The organism is Prolixibacter sp. DSM 2831, assembly GCF_056493735.1.
In genome coordinates this window covers 517,104-530,491 of record NZ_CM151379.1, presented here as the reverse complement: position 1 = coordinate 530,491, position 13,388 = coordinate 517,104, and the positions used below count along the sequence as shown (strand labels likewise).

Sequence of the window (13,388 nt, the reverse complement as noted above, 5' to 3'; positions counted from 1 at the left end):
TGGTCTTTTTCTTTGGGGGACAAAGTTAATGGATTCTTGTGGATGTGTAACGCTAAAGGCTTAATTAACAATTTTTATCAATTGGTTTCCACCTTGGCGGGAATGACACTCTCAGCAATTTCACTTAACAGCGTAACGGCATGTTGAATGGAAGTTACCTCGCTGAAGATAATGCTGAGTTTTCCCTTCGACTCCTTTATCCGGCATTTCTTCGGATGTGTCTGCAACCACTGCAGGATATTTCCGAAAAGTGAGGTCTGGTAAAACGGCGATTGCTGGTCGGACGGGAAATAGCAAATCATCTTCTTGTTCTTCAGAATGATCTTCTCGAGGTTTAGCTCGATGGCTGTCCAGCGGAGGCGAACCACTTCCAGCAGTTCAATCGTCGAGTCGGGCAGTTTCCCGAAGCGGTCGATGAGCTGAGCACGGAATTGCTCCAAAGCATCGTTGTCCTCGATATTATCCAGCTCGCGGTAGAGCAACATGCGCTCCGAAATGCTCGAGATGTAGCTTTCGGGGAAGAGCAGTTCCAGATCGGTGTCCACCTGGCAATCATTCACAAAACGCAGGTTCAGGAAGGCTTCATTGGCTTCGCGCGATTCTTCTTCCTGATAAAGCTGCTGGAATTCTTCGTGCTTCAGTTCCTGAATGGCTTCATTGAGAATGCGGTGGTACGTCTCGAAACCGATGTCAGCAATAAAACCACTTTGTTCTGCACCCAGCAGGTTTCCGGCTCCCCGGATATCCAAATCCTGCATGGCAATGCTGAAACCGCTGCCCAAATCGGAGAACTCTTCGATGGCCTGTAACCGGCGACGTGCTTCGGGTGTCATGCTGGTCATCGGCGGTGCGAGCAGGTAGCAGAACGCTTTTTTGTTGGAACGGCCCACGCGTCCGCGCAGCTGGTGCAGTTCACTCAAACCAAAGTTATGCGCCTGGTTAATGATGATGGTATTGGCATTCGGAATATCCAGTCCCGATTCGATGATGGTCGTAGCGATGAGCACATCGAACTCGCCGTTGATGAAGTCGAGCATCACTTTCTCCAACTGCGAACCTTCCATCTGCCCATGGCCAACAACGGTGCGCACTCCCGGAACAATCCGTTTGATGAGCGCCTCAACCTCGTAAATATTTTGTACGCGGTTATTGATGAAGAAAACCTGCCCGCCACGTGCTACTTCATAGGTAATGGCTTCGCGGATGATATCTTCGTTGAAACCGTGTACTTCGGTGTTGATCGGGAACCGGTTAGGCGGCGGCGTGTTGATAATGGACAAATCGCGCGCTCCCATCAGTGAAAATTGCAGCGTTCTCGGAATCGGCGTCGCGGTCAGTGTCAGTGTATCTACGTTCACTTTCAGGTGTTTCAATTTTTCCTTCACGGAAACCCCAAATTTCTGTTCCTCATCGATAACCAACAACCCGAGGTCCTTGAATTTAACATCCTTCCCTACCAAACGGTGCGTTCCAATCACAATATCCACTTTCCCTTCAGCCACCTCTCTCAGGATGTGCCGTACTTCAGCGGGTTTCCGCAGCCGGCTAATGTACTCGATGCGGCAGGGAAAATCACTCAGTCGCTCGTTGAAGGTTTTAAAATGCTGGAATGCCAGGATAGTGGTCGGCACCAAAACAGCAACCTGCTTGCTGTCGGTGACCGCTTTGAAGGCGGCGCGGATAGCCACTTCGGTTTTACCAAAACCAACGTCGCCACAAATGAGCCGGTCCATGGGCATGGTTTTCTCCATGTCTTCCTTGGTAGCGACCGTAGCTTTCAACTGATCAGGGGTATCTTCATAAATAAAACTCGCCTCCAGCTCCTGCTGCAGGTACGAATCGCGGGCAAACGCAAAACCGTCTTCCGCTTTGCGGTGCGCATACAAACCAATCAGTTCGCGGGCAATGTCCTTGACCTTCTTCTTGGTTTTGTTCTTCAGATTTTGCCAGGCAGCCGTTCCCAGCTTGTTAATTTTGGGCTCGGTGCCGTCCTTCCCTTTGTATTTCGAGATGCGGTGCAGCGAATGAATGCTCACCAGCAACGAATCGTTATCACGATAAATGAGCCGGATGGCTTCCTGTGTTTTGCCATCCTCCTCGGTTCTTACGAGGCCGGCAAATTTTCCGATGCCGTGATCGACATGGACCACATAGTCGCCGGGATGCAGCTTAGCCAGCTCTTTGAGCGTAATGGCCTGCCGCGCCGATTTCTTCGAACGCAGTTTGAAACGGTGGTACCGCTCGAAAATCTGGTGGTCGGTATAGCAGCAAAGTTTCAGGTCATGGTCAATGAAACCTTCTTTCAGTGCAAACGGAAGATGGTCGAACTCCTGGGGATCGCCTTTGTCTTCGAAAATGGCATGAAGACGCTCCACCTGTTTCTCGCTCGACGACAGGATAATATTGATGTAACCCAGCTGGGAATTTTCACGAAGATTATCGCCCAGCAGATTGAAATTCTTATTAAAAACCGGTTGCGGTTTGATGTGAAACGGAATCTCTTCCGATTTGAAATGCGCTTTGGGCCCGATTTCGATGCAGGTCAATGCTTCAGCCCGTTCCAACAGAGCGTTTCCGCTAATGACCAAATCGTCTACGGGTAAATCAGTTTCCAGATTTTTCTCCCGGGCACTCTTGTACATTTCGGTCATCCGCTCGGCGCTGAAACGCAGATCGTCGGTGATCAGCAACGTATCGTCCTTCAGGAATTCGAAAAAAGAAATTCGCTCCTCCTCCTGTAATCCTTCCTGGATGTTCGGGATGATGGAGATCTTTTTCAGGGCATCCTTCGAAATCTGGTTTTCGATGTCGAACGTGCGGATGGTTTCTACTTCATCACCAAAGAAATCGATACGATACGGATCTTCGTGCGCGAAAGAGAAAATGTCGACAATGGAACCGCGGATGGAATATTGCCCCGGCTCGTATACGAAATCAACGCGCTCGAAACCATATTCGAACAGCACTTCGTTGACAAACGAGATGGAGAGTTTTTCACCGACGCGAACAGTCAGCGTATGTTTTTCCAGTCCTTTTCCGGAAATGACCTTCTCCATCACGGCTTCCGGGTACGACACCACGATGAACCGTTCTTCGGCTTCCACCAGTTGGTTCAGCACATCGGTCCGCAGAATGATGTTTTCGCTCTCGATTTTTTCGTATTGAACGCTGCGCTTGTACGACGACGGGAAAAAGAGGACATGTTCCTCCAGTCCCAATGTCTGCAGGTCGTCGTAAAAGTAGGCTGCCTCTTCGCGATCGCTCAGGAGCATCAGGGCACCAAAAGGTTTCTTCTGAAAGAGCGCTGCCATTGCCACCGAGGGCGCCGAACCGCTCAGTCCTTTTGCGTGTAGCTTTTGCCCGGAAGGCGTACCGAGTTGCCCCGCCAGGGATTGTACCCCCGGATGTTGCGCATAAAAATCAATTAACTCTTCGCGTTTCAATACGATGCTGTTTCGTTATCCGGATGCAAAAATATAAAAAACTACACCGGATGGAGAATGATGGCTCCGGGGTTAACAATCTTTAATTATAACTTAAGCTGTAGTCAATGTCTTTATGCCCAATCCTCCCCCTTTGATTCCCCCTCCAAAGGGGGACAGCCCGCCAACTTAGGAGCCAGATTAAGTTATTTTACGTTCATCAATCGTGTAAACCTATTTCAGGACACGACAGAGTCTACCGTCTAATCGGAGCTCATCCGTGGATAAAATCCGCGGGAATCCTTTTTTCCCCTTCTTGCCGAATTCTCCTGATTTTTCTATCTTCCATCTTTTCATAACTAATCATTATGCTGACAATCCGAATGGCTTCTGGGGCTGATGTGCCCGCCATCACCCGCATATATAATCATGCCGTGCTGCATTCGACGACTACCTTCGATACGGTTCCCCTGTCGGAAGAGGAGCGACGTATGTGGCTGGCCCTGCACAACGAAGATTATCCGGTGCTGGTGGCCGAGGTCAATGAGGAGGTAGTGGGTTATGCTTCGCTGTCGAAGTGGTCGGAGAAGCAGGCGTACGAAAAAACAGTGCAGTTTTCCATTTATCTTGATGAGAATTTCCGGGGACAGGGAATTGGCTTACGGTTAAGCGAAGCGATTCTGAAATATGCCAAGGAGCAGGGAATTCACTGTGTAATTTCGCTTATATCCGAAGGGAATGAAGTGAGTTTTGCGCTACACCGGAAGTTGGGCTTTCAGTTAATGGGCATAATGAAAGAGGCCGGCCGTAAATTCGACCGGTACATCGATGTGCACTTTTATCAACTGCTTCTTTGATAATGAATTCAGGTGGATAAAAATTTTTCCTGATAAAGCATTGGAAACGGATTTTATGTTACCCAACTTTGCATATTTGCAGAACAAAGACCAGCAAAAATTCAGTTATAATGACCAGTAGAAAAGTTCGGTTTGGTGTAGCACTTAGTGGCGGTGGAGCCCGCGGATTTGCGCACATCGGGGCGTTGAAGGCGCTCGAGGAATATGGCCTGCAGCCCGACGTGGTTTCCGGGACTAGCATGGGGGCGCTGGTGGGCGTTTTGTACGCGGCCGGTTATGCCCCTGATGAAATCTCGGAGATGATTCGCCATGAAAAATTCTACCGGCTTATCGATATCCGGTTACGAAAAGGTGGACTATTGAACCTGAAGAAAGTGCAGGATTTGCTCACCGAGAAGATTGAAGACAACGACTTTTCGGCGCTGAAGAAACCGTTTTATGTGTCGGTGGCCAACCTGAATACGGGTGCGAATGAGGTCCGGCATAGTGGCCGCCTGTTCGAGTTCGTGATTGCCTCCAGCTCCATTCCGCTCGTTTTCACGCCGCAAAAAATCGACGGGCAAACCTATGTGGACGGTGGGCTGTTCAATAACTTGCCGGCCGACGCTATTCGCGACAAGGTGGATGTGATCATTGGCATTCATGCCAACCACAACTCGCCCGTGGAAGAGATAAGCGGCACCCGCGAAATTGCCGAGCGATGTTTCCAGTTGAGTATCGCGCAGAATGTGGAGAAGAGCCGGGAACTTTGCGATTATTTTATCGATCCGCCGGAGGCACGCCGGTTCGGAACGTTCGACTTCCCGCAAATCGACCGGATCATGGAAGTGGGCTACCAGGAGGCTGTTCGGGTGTTGAAGGAGGAAATTATTCCGGACGGCTGGCTTCCGGTAATGAGGGAGCAATGGTCGGGAAAGCAAAACGATTTGCAGGCAAAAAAATAAGTAGTATTTGTTTTTGAAACGAGATAAATAGGTTGCTCGAGTAGGAAAAACATTTCATTACCCCTAAATCCCCTGAAGGGGACTTTAAGCCGCCTCTTTAGGGGAGCTCGGATACTTTGAAGGGAGGGGTGATTTTAGATTGCATTAGTAGTTTAAAATCTTTCAATTTGACTTTTAGAGCCAGCCTCATTGGAGATAAAAAACCTTTCGGAAATGAAAATATTCAAATTTGGTGGCGCCTCGGTGAAAGATGCCGCGGCCATTCGTAACCTGGCAACCATTTTACAATCCTACCGCGACGAAGAGCTGGTCGTTGTTATTTCGGCCATCGGGAAGACGACCAACGCGCTGGAAGAGGTGGTGCGCACCTATTTTTCGGGCGACGAAGCGTTGTGGAAGCACATCGAAACCATCAAATCGGAGCACTTTGCCATCATCGACGAGCTGTTCCCCGACACGGAAAGCCCGGTACGCAACGACGTGAACGACGAATTCGAGCGGCTGGTCAGCAGTGTTTCGGTACCGCCGTCGCTGAATTACGATTACGAATACGACCAGATTGTTTCGTTTGGTGAGTTGCTGTCGACCCGCGTCGTCAGTGCGTACCTGAACGAGAACGGATTTCCCTGTCGCTGGATGGACGCGCGTGGTTGCATCCGCACGGACGACACCTGGCGGAAAGCTGTTATCGACTATGAGCTATCGGAAGAACTGACCAAAGAGACGGTCAATTTCCGGGAGGAGAAATGTTACGTCACGCAGGGATTTATCGGGTCGACGACCTCGAACCTGACGACTACGCTCGGGCGCGAAGGTTCCGACTTTACGGCGGCTATCTTCGGTCATTTGCTGGATGCCGAAAGTGTGACCATCTGGAAAGATGTGCCGGGTATCCTGAATGCCGACCCGCAGTATTTCGATGCCACGCTGAAACTGGAGCGGTTAACCTACCGGGAAGCGGTGGAGTTGACTTATTTCGGTGCGAAGGTGATTCACCCGAAAACCATGAAGCCGTTGTTCGAGAAGAATATTCCGCTGTATGTGCGTTCGTTCCTGCAGGCTGGCGAAATCGGGACGGTGATTGGCGACGAAATGCATCCCGATGAACACACCCCGATTTTCATTCTGAAACGAAACCAGGTGCTGCTCACTATTTCGCCCAAGGACTTCTCCTTTATGGGCGAGGCCTCCATCGGGCACATCTACTCCACGCTGGCCGGCTACCGCATCGAGGTGAATATGGTACAGCAGTCGGCGCTGAGTTTGTCGGTGGCGGTGACCAAACCCGACCACGACTTTGAAACCCTGATGGAAGAGCTGGAGGAAGATTTTGACGTACGCTACAACAACGGCCTCGATTTGCTCACCATCCGGAACTACACCGACCAAGAAATTGAGCGGCACACGTCCGGGCGAAGCATTTTTGTGGAACAACGGAGCAGAAGGACTGCGAGGTTTTTGCTGAAATAAGGCGTATGACTCCTGGGGATTTGGAATCCTTTGTACAAGGTGTTAGGGAGCGTTTTTATCTATTTTAATTTTGAATTCAGTTTTTGGGGTTCCAACCATCCAATACAGTGTTACCAATAGTGAATCAGTCTTATAACCGATATCAGTTACTTTGATAGTATTGTTTTCAATGTTAATTGGTAAAGGGGAAGATGTTGCTTTAAATGAGTTTGCCGGTATATTGTATATTTTGATTGTAGTGTCAAAGTTATTCAGAGAGTACGTCGACAGAAAAGCATTTTCAGCACAGAAGTCTATAAATTCTTTATTGAATGGTATTGTTCTGAATGTCGAATCATTTTTATCCTGGTAGTAAATGGTCACACTTTTGTCCTTTGGTCTTTTTTCTTCATGGTATACCATATCATGGCTCACATTTTCTCTATCCGTCAGTACAATTTTTCTGATATCTCCGTTCTTCCATATTGTGGCAAGAGATTTTAACCAATAGTCTTTCTGATGAAAGGTCTGAACAACAGCTCCATCAAATTTGCCGTTTGATAAAGATGCTTTAATTGTCGAGCTTTTAAACTCCTTGGTTATTTCCTTGCAGTTGTTTGAGCAGGAGCTGAGTAGTATTGCAATGATAATTGCTGTAAGTCTCATTATTTGTTTCTTTTTAGGATGTGTTAGGTGGTGCAACTTGCATAGTGTTTTAAAGCATCTTTGTGGAGCAACGCAGTAAAAGGACTGCGAGGTTTTTGTTGAAGTGAATTATTTTAACACTTGTGCAAGGAAAATAAAATAAAGTTATATGTAGTATTGAAAAAACGTTGCCGCCATATTATGTAAATATGGGCCTACCATTTTCGAGTATTAGCCAAGTCATCTCTCTTTAGCTCAACTTTCGAAACCAATTCTTCCAAGGAATCTGTTAGCATCTTATGATGTTCTTTGGGGTCGTAAAGCAAAGGTTTCAAACTCATAGTATCACTAATTATCTCTCGTACTTTTGAATGCACAGCATTTTTAGGCATCACTATATAGTGCTTTTTATTCTTCGAGAACCTAAAAGAGTAATCTTCCAAAATTAGCCTTATATCAGGATCATTTGTTCCGCATCCTATGAATATAAAAGTATGGGTTATAGATAAAGCATCAATAAGATGATAGAAGTCTCTGTATTTGGTCCTTGCTTCGGAATAATCCTTCCTCGTAAAAATTAAATTATCTGGAGATTCAACTGAACCATGTATCTTAATAATTAAAGGCTCTGGTCTTCTAATAGAATCTGCGATATCAGATTCATTGAATTTTTTAACAATTATATTTCCATGAGAAGCAGTATTTGCATATGTGTCGTAAATTTTGTCAAAATTTGGAGTTATGACTATTCTTGAATCAAGATTAAATATATGCTTATGAATTGTCGCAGGGTGATACGCCGGAGTTAAAAATTCATCTCGAACCAATGTGTTAAAGTCATCTCTCCCTAATTCCTTTTTTATCAATTCGCATGCAGTTAAATAATCACCTGATCGAATTTGTTTCTTAATTTCTGTTCTTCCATTTATATTTTCAGATGCATGATTTAAAAACTCATTCCAATCTTTAGGTCGTTCTCCTACATCATTTACCGAATTCTTAGAAACTCCCGACCCAAGCACTAGTACACATTTTCTTCGTGCAATATCTTCTACTAAATTGTTGGGCCAACTAATCATGACAATTCATTTAAGTTATTCAATAGATTGTCTGAAATAGCCCCCATCTTTTCTTCAAACTCTTTTACTTTATTAAAATGTGCCCCAACTACTCCATGTTCTGCTTTAAGAGCAAATATTGGTACGCTGCTATTTTGAGACAGCGGAACTAAGCTGTGTAAATTGGTAATCTCACCTATTTTGGGATTTGAAATTATCACACTGTTTAATTGCATCAAATGCTTCCTTACGGTAGGCGGAATTTTTTTTATGATGCGTTCATAAGCTTTCACAGGCTGTTTTTTACCACCCACCGTTTTTGCAGTATATTGTTGCGTTATATAGCCAGCAAACTTTAAATGCCATGTGACCTCAACATTATCAATCACGAAAGCTTCTCCCTCCTTATCTTTGAAGTCAGATAAACCTCTAGTTAGCTGTTTTTCCCATTCACGTAAGGATTTAGAAATATTTTCCAAAGCTTGAATGCTAAAGATATCCGAAGACATTGGTACAATAAAGTAATCCGAAGCGGCTAAGACAGCCCTGTTCAAAGCACCTAAAGAAGGACCAACATCAAAGAAAACATAGTCATATTCATAAAGCTTTGAAAGTAAATCACGAAACATCAGTGTTGTTTGGAGGCCTCTGAAATCTCCAGCTTTACCATCTAGCCAATCCTTACTTAAAAAGTCTTCGCTAAGAGAAAGATCAGGGTCTCCAACGATAATATCTACATCGAAATAAGGGCTCTTAAGTATGGGAAGTTTCCCTTCCTGAAATCCTTTCCCTCTCTGAAGAGGCTTTACAATTTCATATATCGTTTTTTTTAATTTAGTATTAGCATATATTTCTTCTATTTGAGGATATGGAAACATATATGCGGTAGCATTACATTGTGGATCCATATCGACAACCATTACTCTTTTATTTCTCACTTTTTGCAGGTAAGATGCTAAATTGCAGAGTAAGGTGGTCTTTCCTACTCCCCCTTTATTGTTAAAGACAACTATTGATTCCATTTTCTTGTATTAAAGCTTCTTAAATTAAAATTTAACCTAAATAGGTTAGAATATCTCTAACTATATTTAGCCTAGGAGTAAATATAAATTGTATATTATTTGGAGGCTTTTTTCGTCTTACCATCTTTATTAGCTCTCTAATTTAACGCTTTCCCCCTCTTTTTTCGTATTTACTTTTCAACACTTTTTAGTTGATAGCTAAATGTGAGCTCGGAAGAACCTAATAAATAAAGGCCGCATCCTATCCCGCCTGGCCAAAACCTGCTCCAAAACATAAGAAACTTTTTGTCGGAATTTTGTACATTCATACAACGTTTTGATACAGACAGACTCCCGTTAGGAAATTGTATTTGTAAAAGATATATCCGGTTACGACCACGATAAACAAAAACATTCGGTAGAAAATGAACAGCGCCGGGAAACGATTCCCGACAGGTGCCTGGTTATCTGCCATTGACAAAAATCAGAAGTTAAACCTTAAATCCTAACTGTTATGACCCAAACCTGAATCTAGTTACTCGTCCCAAAAAAATGAGCCGGAAACCGGAGTTCGCTTTTCGTCCCCCGGGATGTCCGGTCGGCCGGTCCGCGCTGAATTCCGGGCCCCATGGCTTTGAGGGAGCTTATCAGTCGCCGATATTGGCCCCCATGACTTTTAGGGCGCCCGGCCGGAGCAGATCTCGTTCCTAAAACGTTTGAGGGCGAACAACCGGTGTAGATCGCTAATCTGAAAACTTTTGGGCAGGACTTCCGGAGTAAATATTGCTCCTAAAACCGTTGAGGGCGGTAAATGGCAACGTGATCGCTCCCTAAATCGTTTTAGATCGGAAAAATTCAACGGAAATGCGCCCTCACAGTTTTTAGATCGAAAAACGACAACCGGATTGCACCCTCAAAATTTTTAGATCGGGAAAATACGGTGGGCGGGCTCTCAAAATCGTTTTAGATCGAAAAAATTTAACCGAAGGGCTCCCTCAAAGTTTTCAGATCGAAAAAATTCAACGGGATTGCTTCCCAAAAATTTTCAGATCGGGATTCCAATTACGGCGCAACCCAGGCACAAACTCAACGCACAAGCCGGCTGGCCTGGCATATAAACAACAATATACTCCTCCCGATTGTGCCCCGGCATAACCGATGTACCAACGTCCTCACCCTGTAACGGTGAGTTATTTTCCACAATCAAACCAATAATCATGAAAAAGTACATTTTAAAATCACTGCTGACCGTTGACAATACGATTTACTTATCGGAAAACCTGCTTCGGATAATTAAAGCGTTGCTGGAAACGGACAGCAGACTGAAAGTCCTAAGTGATAAACTGGTGGCTGCCTATAACCGGATGGTCATCAATAAGAAACGGAACAGCGCCAGCGCCCTGACGCAAAAGAAAGCCGAACTGGACCAGCGACGCGACCAGGGCTTCATCTCGCTGCGCGACATCCTGCATGGAATAGCGGTTGGACTGATTCCGGAGAATGCAGAGAAGGCGCTGTCGCTTTACCGTGTTTTTGAGGGCGTGGGAACGACCTCGTATGCGGCCGGCTACAAAGACCAAACGGCCTCGCTGTCGTCGCTGTTATCGGAGCTCGATAAACCGGAGCGGCAGACCGCGTTAACGGATTTGGCTCTTCTACCTTACTACGAGGCATTGAAAACAGCTGAGGCCGACTTCGTGGAGGTGGATAAACAGAAGCTGGATGAATCGACGGAGAATGAGCAGAAATACGAGCCGGCCCTGGAAATCATGGTGGATATGGTTTCGGCCCTCACCGATTTGGTGGGTTACATGGAGCTGAGCAGTACGCTCGACGCAGCTACTTACGGCGATGCCTTTAACCAGATGGTGACGGTGATTAACGAAGTGAACGCCACAGCTCGCGCCCGGCAGACCAGTAGAGAGAGTGATACAGTAGAAGAAATCGAAAATTGATAGTAAGAAGCTAATTGGATGTCATATCCGGGGGGAATGACATCCTGTTTTAGTGGGTTAGTAAATGTGAATCCCGGCGGGTTTTTATAACCTGTCGGGATTTTTTGTGTCCGTATCTTGTCGGTGAATAAAATTCGCCCCACCTAACCTCCCCATCCGGGGAGGAATTCGGTCGCGGAGGCTGGCTTTTCATTGGTTTCCTTCGATGCTCACACTCTGTCGGTGGTTAAAAGGTTTTTTTCATCCCGGATGGGATGATATGTTGTTAGAAAAAGGACCAAGAAATCGATGTGCGACCCCGGCCGGGGTCGAATGGTTGATGGAAAGGAATGGTTGCTAACAATATGCGACTCCGGAGGAGTCTTTCCGGTTTCTGTATTATTCGGCTAAAGCCAAAGAAAAATTTAATGCTCCAGATACCCCTGACTGAAGTCAGGGGCAATTCAATTATTATTAAAGGAGAAGTATTCTGATGGACTAAACTAATTGCCCATGGCTTAAGCCATGGGGTAAAGAAGGACTTTATAATGATGGGCTTTAGCCTAATCTGTCGAGCCTGAAAGGTTCTGATTCCATAGCTTGCGGCGTTGCCATTGGGCTGAATTAAGTTGTCCCTCCGGGACGGTTCATTGGTAAATGATGATTCGGACGGTACGGTAGGGCCACGATATATCGTGGCCCTACGAGAAGCCGGCGCTCTGAACAACGTTTCGGCGTTTGGCTACGCCCTACCTGACAGCGTCGGAAGACCTGTCAGCGTGAAGCGACTCCAATCAACCACCACCGTCAGGGTTTTTAACCACTGACGGGGTGTTTAGCCAGCACTATATGAAATTCAAATCCTTCAGGCACGAATGGATCAAATCGAACGTGCTTTCGATATCGTGATCCAGGCCAACTGAGAAACGCACCAGGCCGGGCGACATACCCATGGCGTGCTGTACCTCTTCGGGCACCTCGCTGCTGGTAGAACTGCCGGAATTGCTGAACAGGGTTTTGAAATAGCCCAGGCTCACGGCATGGTAGCCCACACCTCTTTCCTGCATCAACTCCATCAATTGGGCTGCCCTTTCGGTTGTTTCCATGTCGATGGCAATCATACCGCCGTAGCCGAATTCTTCATTCCGGATGCTGTTCATCAGCTCATGGTCAGGATGCTCCGGCAGGCCCGGGTAGCTGAATTTCAAACCAATTTCCCTGAATCGATTGGCCAGGTACATGGCGTTTTTGCTGTGCTGCATCATCCGCACATGGAGGGTGTGCAGATTTTTCAGGATACTGGAAGAGCGCATGGGGTCCAAAACCGGCCCTAGCAGCATGGCGGTTCCATCATTCACATCGCTGATGGCCGCGATAAAGTCGTTGCTGGCACAGATAGCCCCGGCCACACAGTCGTTTTTCCCGTTGATGAACTTGGTCATGGAATAGACGACAATATCCGCTCCCAGCGAATAAGGCGAAAGAATCATCGGTGCAAACGTGTTATCGACGACCAGTTGGATGTCGTGCTTTTGGGTGATTTCGCTCAGTTTGGGAATGTCGGACACCTGCAGCATCGGATTGGTGACACTTTCGGTGTAAATCAATTTCGTGTTGGGGCGAATGGCCGCTTCCACCGATTCCAAATCAGAGATATTCACGAACGTAACGTCAATATTGAATTTGGGCAGGTAGTTTTTCAGGAAAGCATAGGTTCCTCCGTACGTGGTCACACTGGTCACGATGTGATCGCCGGCATTGCACAACTGCAGCAGAACGGTGGTAATGGCGCTCATCCCCGAGCCGGTTACCCACGCGCCTTCGGTACCTTCCATGGCCGCCATGGCATCCGATAGGGCTTTGTTGCTGGGATTCCAGTGGCGCGAATACAAAAAGCAGCCTTCCGTTTCGCCATGAAAGGTGTCAATCATGGTTTGCGCATCCATAAAGGTGAACGTGCTGCTGTCAGTAATGGACGGATTGACGCCGCCATATTCACCAAAATTCTCCAGCCGCTGAATCCGGGTAGCCGGATCAAATTTCTTATTTCCCATTCAGTTTGAATTTAATGGAACCAA

Annotated in this window: 9 protein-coding genes; 4 read left to right on the top strand and 5 right to left on the bottom strand. The window is 46.5% G+C overall.

From position 1 onward, the window contains the following. Positions 1-77: 77 nt before the first annotated feature. Positions 78-3,443 (bottom strand): transcription-repair coupling factor, encoded by a 3,366-nt coding sequence (mfd, locus tag AC060N_RS02120; RefSeq protein WP_479525682.1) that lies wholly within the window; start codon positions 3,441-3,443, stop codon positions 78-80. Positions 3,444-3,790: 347 nt separating this feature from the next. Between mfd and AC060N_RS02115 the strand changes: the two genes are divergently transcribed. From AC060N_RS02115 to AC060N_RS02105, 3 genes are all read left to right on the top strand, one after another. Beyond that, on the top strand, positions 3,791-4,279 hold the full coding sequence (locus AC060N_RS02115) for an N-acetyltransferase family protein (protein WP_479525681.1): 489 nt from the start codon (positions 3,791-3,793) through the stop codon (positions 4,277-4,279). 110 nt (positions 4,280-4,389) lie between these two features. Beyond that, on the top strand, positions 4,390-5,223 hold the full coding sequence (locus AC060N_RS02110; RefSeq protein WP_153641163.1) for a patatin-like phospholipase family protein: 834 nt from the start codon (positions 4,390-4,392) through the stop codon (positions 5,221-5,223). A 213-nt stretch (positions 5,224-5,436) separates the two neighbouring features. Next, on the top strand, positions 5,437-6,693 hold the full coding sequence (locus tag AC060N_RS02105) for an aspartate kinase (protein ID WP_479525680.1): 1,257 nt from the start codon (positions 5,437-5,439) through the stop codon (positions 6,691-6,693). A 42-nt stretch (positions 6,694-6,735) separates the two neighbouring features. Here the strand turns inward: AC060N_RS02105 and AC060N_RS02100 are convergent, their stop codons facing one another. From AC060N_RS02100 to AC060N_RS02090, 3 genes are all read right to left on the bottom strand, one after another. Continuing rightward, positions 6,736-7,338: a hypothetical protein gene (locus tag AC060N_RS02100; protein ID WP_479525679.1), complete on the bottom strand. Its 603-nt coding sequence runs from the start codon at positions 7,336-7,338 to the stop codon at positions 6,736-6,738. A 194-nt stretch (positions 7,339-7,532) separates the two neighbouring features. Continuing rightward, a complete protein-coding gene (locus AC060N_RS02095) occupies positions 7,533-8,396 on the bottom strand; it encodes an SIR2 family protein (RefSeq protein ID WP_479525678.1) in 864 nt (287 codons plus the stop codon). After that, positions 8,393-9,397: a ParA family protein gene (locus AC060N_RS02090; RefSeq protein ID WP_479525677.1), complete on the bottom strand. Its 1,005-nt coding sequence runs from the start codon at positions 9,395-9,397 to the stop codon at positions 8,393-8,395. Before AC060N_RS02090 ends, AC060N_RS02095 begins: the two co-directional genes overlap by 4 nt. Before the next feature lie 1,196 nt (positions 9,398-10,593). Here AC060N_RS02090 and AC060N_RS02085 point away from each other — a divergent pair. After that, positions 10,594-11,331 carry a DUF6261 family protein gene (locus AC060N_RS02085; RefSeq protein ID WP_479525676.1) on the top strand — a complete coding sequence of 246 codons (738 nt, stop codon included), beginning with the start codon at positions 10,594-10,596 and terminating at the stop codon, positions 11,329-11,331. An 824-nt stretch (positions 11,332-12,155) separates the two neighbouring features. Here the strand turns inward: AC060N_RS02085 and AC060N_RS02080 are convergent. Then, complete coding sequence (locus AC060N_RS02080; protein WP_479525675.1) at positions 12,156-13,364, bottom strand: aminotransferase class I/II-fold pyridoxal phosphate-dependent enzyme; 1,209 nt, start codon at positions 13,362-13,364, stop codon at positions 12,156-12,158. Positions 13,365-13,388: the final 24 nt, after the last annotated feature.